Here is a 15208-nt window from a genome sequence, read left to right as displayed (position 1 = left end):
TTTTAACGTACAAAGATAATCAACTAAAATACCATGCCAGAAAATAAAATCACTATACTTTATGTGGACGACGAAGAGAATAACCTTATTTCTTTTAAAGCCAACTTTAGAATAAAGTATAATGTGTTTGTTGCTATCAGTGGTGATGATGCAATGAAAATCATTGAAAACAAACATGTTGACATAATTATAACAGATCAACGGATGCCCAATATGACAGGCGTAGAATTTCTTGAAAAGGTACTGGAAATAAAACCTGATCCGATGCGAATTCTATTGACTGGCTATGCGGATATGAGTGCCGTGGTTGATGCTGTAAACAAGGGAAAAATATTCCACTATTTATCAAAGCCATGGAACGAAGAAGAGCTTGACATGACCATAAACAGAGCATACGAAGTGTATTTAGAAAAGCTCCGGATTAAAGAAATGAATGAAAAACTTGCAGTTTCAAATGATCAGTTTGAGTTTCTTTTAAGACAAAAGCTGTTATCCTAAGATATTAAATCAAAATCCCGCAATAGTGGTGTCAGGTCTTCTGGGCTTAAGGGTTTATCAAAAAGATATTTAACGGTTTTAAAACTCTTCATGCGGTTCATATCTTTCTTATTCATAGAAGATGTAAATGCCACAATCACAAACTTTTCTTGTATTTCTAGGGGTAGATTTTCGAATTCCTCAACAAACTCGATACCATTCATAATCGGCATTAAAATATCCACCAAAATAACATTTACAGAGTCTACGTCTGAATGAGGCAGATTTTTTATATATTCCAGAGCCTGAGGAGCCTGAAGAAAGCTTTTTATTGTATTACTAATACCTGAATGTTTTATCAATTTTTCTGCGATAAAGCAATCCAATTCACTATCATCAACAATTATAAAATTTGCAGTTTTAGCTTTATTACTCATCATTTATTAGGAATTGTTACTTTAAATATTGCGCCTTCACCAAGAACAGAACTTACTTTAATACCCCCATTAAGCTTTAATAAAGCATCTTTTACATTATATAATCCAAATCCCGATCCTGCATCCTGGGTACTGGCCCTAAAAAAGAGATTAAATATCTCGCTCAGGTAATTTTCCGGAATGCCTATACCATTATCTTTAACATATATAGTTGCAAGTCCTTTTCCAACTTCAATATTCAACTCAATCTGTTTATGATCATTATCCCGTTTCTGATATTTAATTGCATTGGACAAAAGATTATTCAGGACAATTTTTAAGGTTATCTCATCGCACCAGAAAGGCTCCTGCTGATTGATATTTGCAATAAAATGAACGTTATTAGTTGATATATGTCCCTGATGAATATCAGTCAGATCTGCCACTACCTGTTCTAAATTGACCTCTTTAATTCGAAGCTCACCTCTTTGCACAGTATAATAGTCGTGCATACTTAAAATAAAAGTATCCAGCTTTTTAACCGAATTTTCCATTAAGGATAACATCTCTTTAATTTCTCCGATATTATCCAAGTGCCTGACTACTTTTATTGCTCCCATAACTCCTGATAAGGGTCCGCGTATGTCATGGCTCACACTGTAGGCAAATTTATCCAGTTCATTATAAGCTTTCTGAAGCTCTTCATTCTTTATTGCCAGCAAAGAGTTGGCCGTGTAAAACTTATGTGATTCTTCTATCGCCGAAATAATATCAGAATCTGTCCATGGCTTTTTTACATATCTAAAAATATGGCCCCTGTTTATTGCGTCGATTACTGCTTCTACATCGGTATAACCGGTAATTAGTATGCGAATTGGATGCGGGAACCAACTTCTGATCTCCTCAAAAAACTCAACACCTGTTTTATCAGGCATCCTTTGATCGCAAAAAATTATTCGGATATCAGAATGCTTAGTAAGAATTTCAACAGCCTCCGATGTGTTTACAGCTACTAAAACATTATAATCCAATCTGAATGAAGCCTTAAAACCAACAAGGTTATTAAGTTCATCATCTATATAAAGGATTTTGATTTTTTCTGACATGTTTAACTGAACTAATAATGGCGAAACTAAAATTAGTTATTATTTTTTCGGTGTAAGCAATAAATTTTTCATGGCAATCAGGCAGGTATGTGCAGTAATTATACAGGTAGTGCCAATATTAAGTTTCACTTATTTAGTAATTATTGGTAAATCTATAATAAATTTTGTTCCCAAGCCTTTTTCAGATTTAAGAATGATCTGTCCGTTATGCTTTTTAATAGTATTATATGCTATAGACATTCCTAAACCCGTGCCCTCTCCTACATCTTTAGTTGTAAAAAAAGGTTCGAAAACTTTTTTCACAGCATACTCATCCATACCGGTACCGTTATCTGAAATTTCAATGATCACATGATTAGCATTACAGCTGGTACTTATAATAAGTTCTCCTGCTTCAGTGTTCGTATACTTTTTATTAATAGCATGTGCTGCATTAGAAATTATATTGAGAAAAACCTGATTGAGCTTTCCGGGATAACATTCAATTGATGGCAGATCTTCAAAACGCTTTGTTACTTTAATTCCAGTCAGGAGGTTATTTGCGATTACCAGCGTAGACTCGAGACATTCGTGTATGTTAGCGAGCTTTAAATCATCTTCATCTAAACGTGAAAAGACCCGGAGTCCTTTTACAATATCGGCTGTTCGTGATGCGCCCTCATTGATTCCTTTTAAAAGATGGGAAATTTCAATTTTTAAATAATCATAGTCTATTTCCTCTTTGTAATCCTCTATTTGTTTCTTCTTCTCATCAATAGTCGAGTCAGAAAAATTCAAATTTTCCATGGTACTGATAGCTTCCATTAATATATTAACATCGCGTTGTAAGGGAGCAACATTTGAGGTAACAAAATTTATGGGATTATTAATTTCATGAGCAATACCGGCAGTTAACTGACCCAAAGAAGCCATTTTTTCGGATTCAACAAGCTGCATTTGTGCCTGCTTTAAATCATCAAGTGTAACGTTTAATTCAGAATTTGAATTTTCCAATGCGACAGTACGTTCTTTTACCTTAGCCTCTAGAACTACATTTTGCTCGCGAATAATTCGTTCAGTCTCTTTTAATGCTTTTAACGTTTCTATTTGTGATTGTTCTTTTTCCGCTTTGAAAATATTTATTTTATCAGCAAGTGCAAAAGAAAGAAGTATTGCTTCTACAGCCGAGCCAATAGTCATACTATAATTGGTAAAAGTATTATATGGCAGAATATTAAAATCTCCAAGAAACCAGATGATAATACTCAATATTAATGGTATCCACGCAAGTAAAAAAAATTTTGCCGGCCTGTATCCCTGTTTTACGATAATAATAGAAACAGTTAATATGTATAATGACATTAAGCCACCAAATGCTTGTATAATTTGATAACTGATGAAAAAATCACCTCTTAAAATAAAGATAATATCAAGAATATACACTGTATACAAAGCATAGGAAACTTTATCTAGACGTGGAATAAAGTTTTGTGTATTCAGGAATTTCCGTACAAACTCTAAACCAACTATATTTACAAGTGCAGTTAAAACGAAGAATGATCTTATAGCGACAAAACCATTGTTTGGCCATAAAAATTGAAAACTATAACCTTCATAGGTGGTCTGTACTAAGCCAACAATAATAATGTAGGCCACATAATATAAATAAATAAGCTCTTTTAAAACGAAGTAGATAAATAGGTTATAAAAGAACATTACTAGAATGATACCGAAGAAAAGCCCGAACCAGATATTTTTGGTAAGGTTACTCTCTACGATACTATCTTTTTTACCCAAAGAAATGGGCATCCGCATTTTTAGAATAGACTTTATACGAAAATAATAAGTAATGGTAGAGTCTTTTGGGATATTAAGACTATAGACAAATTTGTGATAATTTATCATTCTTGAGTCAAACGGGTACACTTCACCGCTCATATTAACTTTGTATTTACCCTGCTCTAAATAATAAAAGTCTATGTTTTGCAAAAAGGATTGCTCAAATTGGATCATCAAATTTTGCGTATTGCTTTTATTGGTTATTTCTACTTTTAACCACATTGGTACTTTACGCAAGCCAAAATCAGGAACTGTTTCTTTAGAAAGTATAAAGTTCTTTTGATGTTGTATACTTTTTATGTTTTCTGAGGAAGATGAATCTATATAATATCTGATTTTACTCCCAACAGAAAGTATATCTTTTTCCCCATTATACACTATCTGTGATTTGATAGTTAAAGTAGAAAGGAAGATTAAAGATAAAGACAACAAAAACTTCTTATTAAGAGCAAATATCTTCATATTATTAAACTTATAAAGAGTATGTTAAAAGTTTGGTAAATAAGTAAATGATGATTCAATTGGCCTTCTTAGAGATCTTACTTTAGGTGGTCCGGCTTTAGCCAGCCTGAACATAAATACAGGTTGCTTATTAGTTAATTGTGGCAACAAGCTATTGAAAGCTTTTTCCAACTTTCCCAGTTCTATTTTATAGTAATCATCGATTGTTTCGTTTCCATGTTTTAATCTCGCCAGTAAAAACACAAGTTGAGAAATTGGCTGAAAAGATACTCCAGCTAAGTTTGCTTCTATCCAAATACGCTCAACAGCGCGCCCGCCTTGTACGAAATCAAGTTCAGAATATGTCGGCATTGTGATAATTCCCAATGACGATGAAACAGCTACAGATTTGTTTACCATTTTGGTAAATGCCATACCGCCATTAAGTTGCCTTACCAAGGCTATGACATGAGTATCTGCTGCTAATTTAAAGCCGGCTAACTCAGACTGTGTGGCACCTAATGAGTTTATATCCAGGCCATCTCTTTTAAGTTCCACCTCCTCTTGTGTCCACCTTAATTCATTAGTGAAAGTATCGTAATGCCCTCTTGGATGTAAAATTCTTAACATTTCTGCTTTTGAAAGCACCTCCCCTAAATCCTTCATTAAAGATTCATCATCCACAATGTATAGCTCTGCACCTTGGTAAGATTCAATAGAAGATTTCAGATAGTCGTAAAAATCATTAGGGAATATCTCTTTAGCCGCCAAATCTCTATTAGTCACTCTTATAGTAACTCCCGGCTCAAGATAATTCTTAACTGCCGAATCTTCTCCCTTTTTAAACACTATATGCGCCACTATTTTCTTGTTGCCTGTGACAGGAAAATAGTCAGATATAATGCTGTATCCGAAAACTGAAGCTTTAATGCTTATATTTTCAATTACTGCTCCGATGCCAACATATGAACCAAGGTTATTAAAATCAAGTAATGAATGCGAAAAATGTGCGTCATGAAATATAAATAATCCTTTAGCAGTATATATTAATTTCCATGGTTGAGCATTGCCTCCCGATGGAGCCAGGATACCGGCTTCAACTATTTCAGTAATAGTTTCCTCAGCTAAGGCTGTATTTTCTGTTCGGGGTATAAAGTTTTGAAGATCCTGAAGCATTTCATCTCTAGTCAATTCAGGCGGCCCAATATATGTTTCAGGTAAAGGTTGAACAGCTTCATCTTTTTTATCCTTTATAAGCTCCTCCATATCTATATAATACCTTCCTGATTCATGATACTGGTCAAGTAAAATACGCCTCGAAACATCTGTTGTAAGCGCGCCACCCAAGGTAACGGATGATGCTAGCTGGGGCCAGGTATTTATAGACTGCTCTACTTCTAGCATAGACACCTTTAACCTGGTAGATATGGCTTCTGCACCAATCATTCTTAATATATAAGGTATTTTTTCTTCATTTGATAGACCTTTAATATTATTAGGACTGAGTCCTTCGGCTAAGCCATGTAAAATTGGCCTATCTGACTCAAGATCAAATCGTTCGACATCCAGCATCCCGCGGTCGTTAGTATCCATAATAACTGGCACTTTTAACTCCTTAGCTTTATAACGCCCAGCTATTTTTACATCAAGCCCGTCACAAACCTCAACAAACAGGTCTAATTTCCCTCCATCAAGAAAAAATTCGTTTATGTTCTCGGTATTTAGACCGTCATTAAATAATTTCACTTTAAAAAAAGGATCTATTTCTGCTATCTCTCTTGCAGCAATAACGGTTTTTCTTATTCCGAGATTGAAAACACCAGTACGAATACGATTTAAGTTACTTAATTCTGCGGTATCAAAATCCGCTAGTCGCAGTTCGCCGCAACTCCGTTCCATGGCCATAGTTAAAGCTATTGACTGACCAACAGATAATCCCGCAATGCCGATCTTTTTAGTTTGAAGAATGTTTTGTTCTTCTTTAGTGATCTTATACCGATTTCTATTAGTCCTTACTTCAATAAATTCAGTTTCATCGAGCAAATGAACCAAACGTTGATTCCATGGGTAATAAACCCACACGCCATAATGAGTAATGTCCTTACCGCCTATTTTTTTATCAATGAGTTCACGGTACTCATTATGATTCAGTTTTAGAGAGGGATTAAGACATTTGATTAATTCTTTTAATTGACTAAAAATATTATCATTAATATATGAAACTCTATTATTTTCAAATAGCGATTCAAAAGTCTCCTTATCTTTTTCGTTATCTAACCTAAGTAATATGGGAGAATAAATCGAGTTCATATACGCGGTACTTTCCAGCAGACCTGCAATACTTTCCATGTGGTTTCTTGATAAAGTTCGATTTACGAAGATGATAAAAGTTTGTTACGATTAAAGATTAAAAAAACTCCAGGTTATTCTCATCAATTTTGGTGGCCAAGACCCTTCCTTTTTGAGTATTCGCTATTATTTCATTTAAATCCCATTCGTTTAGATTAGGAATATCAGTTTCATAGTGAATTGTGATCTCTTTCTTTCTAAGTTCTTCCACACGAATAACGTTCGGGTGTTCCCTTATTTTAAGAATTGCATCTTTGTCTTCCGGCTGGGCCGTATACAAAGTATCCACATCCTTTAAAATCATGGTGGTTGCAAGGAGATCCAATTTTGGATAATAAAAGGTTCCTTTATTTCCTATACTGGTTTCTAATACCATCCCACAATGTTCCACAGGCTTTATGGTATAGGGAGCACACAAGGCAAAAAGAGATTGCAAGCCGATTTGGTGTGATATTGCAACAGCCGCACGAATCAAAAAAATGCTTCCGATTCCATAACCCGCTATCTCTCTTGAATTCCATAATCCACAGAGCTCTCCGGTTCCATACTGGGCGTATCTCCAAACCAAATCAAAAATACCTACGTCTAAAGCGCCTGTTGCCTCTTCGATTGGTAATGGCTGACTCCCTCCCGAAACATGAACTCTGGCGCCTCCGTAAACTCTCTGCCCGTCAAGAGATTCTACTATCAGCACAAATGCCGCTGGATTAGTTGTCCACTCATTTTTGGAAGAAGTAACTTTAGTGACACCAATACTGGTTAAAACATGCGCATGACCTTCTAAAAATAATCTGCAGGCTTCGGGATCATCAATTGCACGAAATGCTCTTAATCTAACAACAGGTCTTTCCTTATTTAGGCTTGGCTCCATTAAAATGTATTTCCAAATTAAAGCAACTAAACGGTTGATTATTTCCTTAATTAATAATTAATAAATTCTTAAATATCCCAAAATATCGATTTTAGAGACTGATAATGAGTGTGTTAAAATAATATATTTTAAACAAGTATTTACAGGCCTGAGACATTTTGACAAAATACCTCTCAAAATGGCCCACATTTTTTTTACCACTTGAATCTTCCGTAAAACAAATTCCCGATACAGAAGTATAGTAAAAAAACAATATGAGCGTTAAAATACGTTATTATTAAATACCTCATCTATAATTTTATGAAAAAGGCAATTTTAACAGTGTTTTCACTCTGTATTATATCCACTTTAGCATTCGCTCAATCGGGTGATGATATTCTGGGAAAGTGGAAAAGCGGGCATGGCAACGGACAAATTCAAATTTTTAAACGTGGTGATAACTATTTTGGCAAATTAATTTGGTTGAAAGAACCCAATGATCCATCAGGAAAACCTAAACTGGATATTCACAACCCTTCGAAGGAGTTACAGACACAACCTGTTCTTGGACTGGAAGTTCTTAAAGATTTCACATATAAAGGAAATGGCTCTTATTCGAACGGCAAGATCTATGACCCCAAGTCTGGTAACACATACAATTGCATGATGAGTATTCATGACAGAGACAAACTAAATATTCGTGCTTATTTTGGTTTAAGCATCTTAGGTAAGACAGAAACCTGGAACAGAGTTCAATAAGCCTGCTTAAGAGCCTCCAAATTTTCTGAGTCTAAGGTTGAAGGAGAGTAAAAAATAGCGCGCCAATCGATTGGTTTGCCTGTCAACAATCTCATTGTCAAACACATCCCTAGATATTCCTGTATTTTCATTAAACAAATCAAAACCCTGCAGTCTTAAACTGCCCATATTTCCTTTAAGAAAGCGGTATTCAGCCATCAAATTTAATATCATGGGATTGGGGTTGCCCGAGTTAACAAAACCCTGGTTAATGTTTTTTGAGAAATCGTATCCAAAAGTAAGATCTTTAAAAAAATAATTCCGGCCACTTAGACCCAAAATAATTTTATTGGTCTGCCTGTCAGTGGATGACTCAAGTGAATATTTTGTTTTATTTATGGAATAAGACGTATTTATCTCAGCGTCCATAATATCCTTAAAATCAACCCTGAATTTTAGGCCTTGTTCTAAAACCAGATTCCGTCCTATATTTCTCTGGCTATTAGCGAAAGCTATGTAGTTATTATAATATGCTCCTCCGTTAAAAGTCAATGTGTATTTACGTTCATTAAAGGGTTTCACATAGGTATAATTACCTCTAAGGTTATAAAAACCGTCAGTGTTAATATAACTGGTACGCTGGCGGATATTTGACATATCATGGATAGTATCTCTCGTGGTTACAATTTTATCATTGGTCTGGTTAAAGGAGATAGTGGAGAATAATGTATATCCTGCATTCCAGTCTGATTGATTGTATTCGAGATTCATTCCATGATTAAATTCAGGTTTGAGATCAGGATTACCCACAATTGTATTTTGCAGATTTGAATTATCTGTTAACGGTTGTAATTGTGTGAAACCGGGCTGATTACTTCGTCCGTAATAATTAGCGGTAAGAGCTTTTTGCTTAGAAAAATAATAAACCAGGCGTGCTGAAGGGATCCAATTGAAGGTCTTTTTATTTGTCGTGATAGAACGGGTCAGATCCAAGCCTTCTAAAAAAGCCGGTTGTGCGCTCATCCCTAAAGTGTAATTGTATTTCGGGCTTATAAACTTGTAATTCAATCCCAATCTCTGGGTAGTAAAATTATATTCATATAAATTACTGAGTGCAGGATTTATTGTTTCTTGTCCGAGATTGTCAACTTCCCTCGTATCTCTGCTTGTTGAGTTATTTGTCCGGCTATGGTTATAACTAAGCTCAAGGAAAGAAGTTTTACTAAGAGGTTCCGTATATGATAAATTCAAAACCGTCCGCAAGCTATTGTTCAGGTTATCTGTAAGTTGGTTCTGATTAATTTCGGTGACCGCACCGGTAGAATCGGTGTTTATATAATCGTTCTGAGAGTCGGCATCACTTTCTCCTTTTGAATAACCGATGCTCGACCAAATACTAAAATTCCTGCCTGCTTTTAAAAACTTATGGTTAAAAAACAAATTGGTACCAGCGTTAGCCGATAAAGAATTGCCAGTTGAACGATTGTCTCTTAACGACGATATCGTTTGCTGAATTGTGTTAGTTAATCCAAAATTTTGATCTGTCGAATTGTTAAAGGAAAAGTTGGGCGAAAGCTTTATATAATTTAGAGTATCGAATTTGTATTCAATATTGCCCCAAAAATTGTGACTGTTATTCTGGTTTTTACTGGTATTATTCTGGTTATCAAAACGGCTAAAGGATGAATAAATAGTTTGACGATACATTGTACCTGTTGTACTATTATCGCGGTTGTTAAAACCATACCCCCCGTCAGCTGAAAGCTTGTTCCATTCATTTCGGTAATTCAGATTCAGGCCTTTTGAATTTGTAATTCCGTCACCTGCTCCGCCTCTGATATTGGTGTTATTCATAGTGGCATTGAACGCAAACTGACGGTTATCTTTAAATGTATTTGCTCTTATATTAGCAAGATAGCGATCCTCATTGCCCATTCCTCCGGTTCCTCGGGCGTAGTAACCCTTCTTTTTATCTTCCTCTATATTGATATTCAGTATTTTTTCCGGCTCCCCGGATTTGATTCCTGTGAGCCTTGCCTGATCGCCATAATCGTCTATAACCTGCAGATTCTTAACAATATCTGCAGGAAGATTCTGAATAGCCGTAGCTACATCCGTACCAAAAAAATCTTTCCCGTTAACCCGTATTTTAGTGATAGGTTTTCCCTGTGTGGTTACATTTCCATCCTTATCTACCGTGACGCCAGGTAGTTTTTTCAATACTTCTTCAACAGCATCCCCTTCTCTAACCGCGTACGATTTCGCATTAAACTCTAAAGTATCTTCTTTAACCTTTACAGGAAGAACAGCAGTCACTACTACTTCCGAAAGATTACTGCTGCTTGATCCCAGCTTAATTACAGGTAAGATAATTTCGTTCTTCGCAATTTCAAATTTATAATGCTTCACAAATGTTTGAAATCCCAAAAAAGCAGCACTTAAAGTAAAATCTGATCCTTTCAGGTTTTTAAATACAAAAGATCCGTTGATATCAGCAGTTCCGGCAATGCTGTCTAAAGGAGATTTCAATCTTATAATTGCTCCGGTTAAAGGTAATCCGCTAGAATCCTGAACAGTTCCTTTAACAAAAAACTGAGCACTTACAGACAGAGCTTGAAAAATTGTAATTATTAAAATAATGGAAATCTTTTTCATTAAGGCAACATTCATTGTGCCGCAAAACTACCTCATTGAAAGTAAAGATATCTGAGGGTAATTAAGATGTTACAGCTTAGCTAATAAGCAAAAACTTTTAAGTGCAGTTACAAAAATCTGGGGGCCTATTTTATCAACCGGGCCACAAACATGGTATCAGATTTTCTGTTATATCCACTCAATACCTTCTGAAATTCAAGTTTCAGGCCTAATTCTTTAACCAGAAAATCTACTACTTCTTCATTCTCTTCTTTAAACACAGAACACGTAATGTAAATAAGCGGTTTGCCGGGCTTTAGATACTTCAATATATTTTTTGCAATATTTTGCTGTAAGTTCTGAAATGCCTTAATCCTGTATTCCTGAAACTGATTGATCATTTCGGGTGATCTGCCCCAGGTTCCCGAGCCTGTACATGGAGCATCGTAGATAATCCCATCAAACTCAAAACTATGTATGAAAGGTTGCGGGTCTTTTGTAAGATCTAAAATTTTCTTTTGGTATTTAAGTAAGCCAGCGTTTTTAAAACGTTCGTCTAAGTTTTCTAACACGCTTTCGCGGATGTCGGAAACCAAGAGCTTAATTTCGCGCTGCTGATGAAAGAGATTTATCGATTTTCCTCCGGAGGCAGCACAGCAATCCCACCAGTAATCGTATTTCTGAGGTTTAAAAAATGTACAGGCTTCCTGTGAAGACAGATCCTGAACCTCAAAGTATTTATTATCGGGGAAAAGCTGATCCAATTTAGTGCCGTTTGGTAAGCGCAATGAACGCTCTCCTTCTTCCTTATAACTTACACCTGCATCTTCAAGCTTGGCACTAATCCAGGCCGATTTTTCGGGATATATATGGATAAAAAGATCGGGCTGAATAAAGAAGGACTTTAAAAATTCAGTTTTATCAATACCTTTTGAAAAATGATTGTAAAAAGGGAAGACATCGTTTAATGAAAATCCTATAGCCTGTGATTCAAGAAATTCTATTTTCTCATCTAAAGAGATAGCTATTTTCTCATTTAAACCAGGCTTAAAATTCTGTAAAAAAAGATTTGAACTATTTGAAACCAGGAATTCGGCGATAAACAACCGCTCTTCGGCTGGCAAATTTGGACAAGCTCTGCCTAAACGAAAATAATTGTATAATAAACCACTCGCAATTCTACGGTCGGTAGATCCCATTTGCTTGTTTTTACGAAAAAAATCAGGCAGAAACTTGGTTAAGGGTTTATCTTCCTGATAGGATTCTATTATTCGTAAAAAAGTTTTGAGTTGCTGCTCAAAGCGGTTAGACTGAGGGTTTTGACTCTCCAAGATATTTGAATTAAATTAAAATATAACCGCACCCGCCCAATCACCTGGCCTGCACACCCTTTCCTAAAAGAAAAAGACTTTGGGTGATTATTACGGCAGGAAAATCTTCACTAAGTCCTCTCCAGGGAGAGGACTCGGTGAGCCTTCTATTCCCACTCGATAGTAGCAGGTGGCTTAGAACTGATATCGTAAACCACGCGGTTAATTCCTTTTACATTATTTATGATTTCGTTAGAAATCTTAGCCAAAAGCTCGTAAGGTAAATGACTCCAATCAGCAGTCATACCGTCTACAGAACCAACTGCGCGTAAACAGATAACATTTTCATAGGTCCGTTCATCTCCCATCACTCCTACAGATTGTACCGGAAGAAAAATTGCACCTGCCTGCCATACTTTATCGTACCAGCCTGAAGATTTTAAATTACTGATATAAATAGAGTCCGCTTCCTGCAAAATGGCCACTTTCTCGGCAGTAATATCACCTAAAATTCTTATCGCTAAACCAGGACCCGGGAACGGATGGCGACCAAGAATAATATCATCGATTCCTAAGGCTTTTCCAACCCGGCGAACTTCATCTTTAAACAAGGTATTTAAAGGCTCAACTACCTTTAACTTCATAAAATCGGGCAATCCGCCCACATTATGATGCGACTTAATAGTGGCTGAAGGGCCGTTTACAGATATAGACTCGATAACGTCGGGATAGATTGTTCCCTGTCCAAGCCATGATACATCCTGAACTTCATGTGCCGCATCATCAAACACTTCGATAAATACCCGGCCGATTATTTTACGTTTCTGTTCAGGATCCTTTACGCCGGCAAGCTGACTCAGAAAACGATCTTTAGAATCTATACCGCGAACATTCAGGCCCATATGCTGGTAAGAATCAAGTACCTGATCGTATTCATCTTTACGTAACAAACCATTATCAACAAAAATGCAATGAAGGTTTTTACCTATAGCATTATGCAGAAGTACTGCAGCTACCGATGAATCTACACCGCCGGAAAGACCAAGAACTACTTTATCGTTTCCGATCTTTTCTTTTAACGATGCAATAGTAGTTTCAATAAAAGAGTCAGGAGTCCAGTCTTGCGAGCAGCCGCAAATGTCAACCAGGAAATTTTCTAACAACTGCTTTCCGTCTGTACTGTGCGTTACCTCGGGATGAAACTGAATACCATAGGTTTTACTACCGTTTATCTGATAAGCAGCAACACGCACTGTATCTGTACTGGCAATTACTTCAAATTCTTCGGGAATTTCCGCAATGGTATCACCATGCGACATCCATACCTGCGAATCTTTTGGAATATGTTTAAGCAATGGATGCTCTTCGTTTATATATTGCAGGTTGGCACGGCCGTATTCACGAATGGTAGAAGGAATGACTTGTCCTCCGGAATACTGAGCCAAATACTGGGCTCCGTAACAAACTCCTAATAAAGGATATTTATTATGAAATAATTTAAAATCTATTTGCGGCGCATTCTCCTGACGAACGGAATACGGACTCCCTGAAAAGATCACTCCTTTTACAGTATTATCAAACTCCGGAAGGTGATTAAAGGGGTGTATTTCGCAATATACGTTGAGTTCTCTTACTCTCCGGGCAATCAGTTGGGTGTATTGAGAGCCGAAGTCAAGAATGATGATTTTTTCTTGCATGGGCAAAGATAGAAATTTTGAGTTCCAGTCAATATGTTTTTTTGAATTTTAAGCTTTAGGTAAAAAAAAATATAGAAAATCAGAGCTAAGCATTTTTTATTTAATGTTAACAAACCGCGACCAAATCAATTGAAAAAAAGAACTTACATTTATTGCCAAACCTTTATCAATGCGACTATCGTTTCTATTTATCTGTTTAATAGGCTCATGCCTTATATGTTTTGGACAGTTTGGCCCTATCCCAAGAATTAGCCAAAACGATCCAACCTATTCCAACCCATTTGAGCAAAAAATTAAAAAGCACGGGAAGTATAAAAGAAATGTCTGGAAGTATATTTATGAAGTAGAAATGAAAGATGGTTCCAATGTACAAGCCAACTCCGACATTTTAAAGGACAGCATCTCTGGAAAACACTTCCTTTATTCCTCAAATTCAAATTCCTTAAAGCAGATTTTTGCAGGGGAAACGTCCAAAATTACCCGGCCGGATCCTTATAATATGAAACAAACAATTGAGGGTTTACCGAATGGTGATAAATGGAGATTTGCAGTAATAAAAGGAAAAATAAATGCTTTTTGCTTTTTCGTAAAAGGCAATGAGATAAATGAAATTCAGTTAAACGGGGCAGATATAATTCCTTTTAATACGGAACACTTAAAATCTTTGATCAAAAATTCAGCTAAAGCGTTAAAAGCATTTGATCAAAAAGATTATTATACCGCGATAAATATTTTCAATCGCCAGAATATTGATTAAAAGACTTGTTATTTCTTCATCAACCTGGCGACATACTTCCCAATAATATCAAACTCAAGATTAACTACATCACCAGGTTTCACTTGCTGAAGATTAGTATTCTCAAAAGTATAAGGAATAATAGCAACCGAGAAACTGTCGTCTTTGGAATTTACTACTGTTAAACTTATTCCGTTTACACAGATTGAACCTTTTTCTACCGTTACATTTCCCAGTGAAGGATCGTATTTAAAAGTATATTCCCAGCTTCCATCCCGTTCAAGCAGATCAATACATTCGGCAGTCTGATCCACATGCCCCTGAACGATATGCCCGTCCAGCCTGCCATTCATTTGCATACAGCGTTCCAGATTTGTTAAACTTCCTACTTCCAGTTGTCTCAGACTGGTTTTAGAAAGTGTTTCCTCAATAGCCGTTACGGTGTGTGTATTACCATCCAAAGCAATTACTGTAAGGCATACTCCATTATGGGCCACCGACTGATCAATCTTTAACTCAGATGAAATGCCTGATTCAATAGATATATGAAGATTTCCCTGATCTTGCTGCAGCTTTTTAACCACTCCAAGGGTTTCTATAATTCCTGTAAACATTGGCCGAAGATATTATGGCTTA

The 15208-nt window shown here is 36.1% G+C and carries 12 protein-coding genes; 3 read left to right on the top strand and 9 right to left on the bottom strand.

Annotated features, from left to right (window positions below):
• Positions 1-33: 33 nt before the first annotated feature.
• Entirely contained in the window at positions 34-498 is a 465-nt protein-coding gene (locus WG906_RS17930; RefSeq protein WP_339994240.1) for a response regulator, read from the top strand.
• On the opposite strand, the gene WG906_RS17925 is transcribed toward WG906_RS17930, so the two are convergent.
• From WG906_RS17925 to WG906_RS17905, 5 genes are all read right to left on the bottom strand, one after another.
• Entirely contained in the window at positions 495-917 is a 423-nt protein-coding gene (locus WG906_RS17925) for a response regulator (RefSeq protein ID WP_339994238.1), read from the bottom strand. The two genes, WG906_RS17930 and WG906_RS17925, sit on opposite strands and share 4 nt — an antisense overlap.
• Entirely contained in the window at positions 914-1999 is a 1086-nt protein-coding gene (locus tag WG906_RS17920; protein WP_339994237.1) for a sensor histidine kinase, read from the bottom strand. Before WG906_RS17920 ends, WG906_RS17925 begins: the two co-directional genes overlap by 4 nt.
• A gap of 129 nt (positions 2000-2128) precedes the next feature.
• Entirely contained in the window at positions 2129-4279 is a 2151-nt protein-coding gene (locus WG906_RS17915; RefSeq protein WP_339994236.1) for a sensor histidine kinase, read from the bottom strand.
• A gap of 24 nt (positions 4280-4303) precedes the next feature.
• The gene (locus WG906_RS17910) at positions 4304-6607 is read right to left on the bottom strand and encodes an Rv1355c family protein (protein ID WP_339994235.1); all 2304 of its coding nucleotides are present in this window, start codon (positions 6605-6607) and stop codon (positions 4304-4306) included.
• A 58-nt stretch (positions 6608-6665) separates the two neighbouring features.
• A complete protein-coding gene (locus WG906_RS17905; RefSeq protein ID WP_339994234.1) occupies positions 6666-7478 on the bottom strand; it encodes a hypothetical protein in 813 nt (270 codons plus the stop codon).
• 300 nt (positions 7479-7778) lie between these two features.
• On the opposite strand from WG906_RS17905, the gene WG906_RS17900 reads away from it, so the two are divergent.
• Positions 7779-8216: a DUF2147 domain-containing protein gene (locus tag WG906_RS17900; RefSeq protein WP_339994233.1), complete on the top strand. Its 438-nt coding sequence runs from the start codon at positions 7779-7781 to the stop codon at positions 8214-8216.
• Between the two features lie 6 nt (positions 8217-8222).
• Here the strand turns inward: WG906_RS17900 and WG906_RS17895 are convergent, their stop codons facing one another.
• The 3 genes from WG906_RS17895 to guaA form a co-directional block, all read right to left on the bottom strand.
• Entirely contained in the window at positions 8223-10850 is a 2628-nt protein-coding gene (locus WG906_RS17895; protein ID WP_339994232.1) for an outer membrane beta-barrel protein, read from the bottom strand.
• 125 nt (positions 10851-10975) lie between these two features.
• Complete coding sequence (locus tag WG906_RS17890; protein WP_339994231.1) at positions 10976-12160, bottom strand: RsmB/NOP family class I SAM-dependent RNA methyltransferase; 1185 nt, start codon at positions 12158-12160, stop codon at positions 10976-10978.
• Between the two features lie 146 nt (positions 12161-12306).
• Positions 12307-13836, bottom strand: a complete 1530-nt coding sequence (gene guaA, locus WG906_RS17885; RefSeq protein WP_339994230.1) for a glutamine-hydrolyzing GMP synthase — start codon at positions 13834-13836, stop codon at positions 12307-12309.
• 169 nt (positions 13837-14005) lie between these two features.
• On the opposite strand from guaA, the gene WG906_RS17880 reads away from it, so the two are divergent.
• Positions 14006-14593 (top strand): hypothetical protein, encoded by a 588-nt coding sequence (locus WG906_RS17880; protein WP_339994229.1) that lies wholly within the window; start codon positions 14006-14008, stop codon positions 14591-14593.
• A gap of 8 nt (positions 14594-14601) precedes the next feature.
• Here WG906_RS17880 and WG906_RS17875 read toward each other — a convergent pair whose 3' ends face one another.
• The gene (locus WG906_RS17875) at positions 14602-15186 is read right to left on the bottom strand and encodes a riboflavin synthase (protein WP_339994228.1); all 585 of its coding nucleotides are present in this window, start codon (positions 15184-15186) and stop codon (positions 14602-14604) included.
• Between the last annotated feature and the right edge of the window lie 22 nt (positions 15187-15208).

This window comes from Pedobacter superstes, from assembly GCF_037622515.1.
Classification (GTDB): Bacteria; Bacteroidota; Bacteroidia; order Sphingobacteriales; family Sphingobacteriaceae; genus Paradesertivirga; species Paradesertivirga superstes.
Note: the sequence above shows the minus strand (reverse complement) of the source record. Positions and strands in the feature narration are given on the sequence as shown.

Bases quoted from the DNA above. Each gene is read 5' to 3' on its own strand.
- WG906_RS17930 (WP_339994240.1), top strand. From the start codon at position 34: ATGCCAGAAAATAAAATCACTATACTTTATGTGGACGACGAAGAGAAT.
- WG906_RS17925 (WP_339994238.1), bottom strand. From the start codon at position 917: ATGATGAGTAATAAAGCTAAAACTGCAAATTTTATAATTGTTGATGAT.
- WG906_RS17920 (WP_339994237.1), bottom strand. From the start codon at position 1,999: ATGTCAGAAAAAATCAAAATCCTTTATATAGATGATGAACTTAATAAC.
- WG906_RS17915 (WP_339994236.1), bottom strand. From the start codon at position 4,279: ATGAAGATATTTGCTCTTAATAAGAAGTTTTTGTTGTCTTTATCTTTA.
- WG906_RS17910 (WP_339994235.1), bottom strand. From the start codon at position 6,607: ATGGAAAGTATTGCAGGTCTGCTGGAAAGTACCGCGTATATGAACTCG.
- WG906_RS17905 (WP_339994234.1), bottom strand. From the start codon at position 7,478: ATGGAGCCAAGCCTAAATAAGGAAAGACCTGTTGTTAGATTAAGAGCA.
- WG906_RS17900 (WP_339994233.1), top strand. From the start codon at position 7,779: ATGAAAAAGGCAATTTTAACAGTGTTTTCACTCTGTATTATATCCACT.
- WG906_RS17895 (WP_339994232.1), bottom strand. From the start codon at position 10,850: ATGAAAAAGATTTCCATTATTTTAATAATTACAATTTTTCAAGCTCTG.
- guaA (WP_339994230.1), bottom strand. From the start codon at position 13,836: ATGCAAGAAAAAATCATCATTCTTGACTTCGGCTCTCAATACACCCAA.
- WG906_RS17880 (WP_339994229.1), top strand. From the start codon at position 14,006: ATGCGACTATCGTTTCTATTTATCTGTTTAATAGGCTCATGCCTTATA.
- WG906_RS17875 (WP_339994228.1), bottom strand. From the start codon at position 15,186: ATGTTTACAGGAATTATAGAAACCCTTGGAGTGGTTAAAAAGCTGCAG.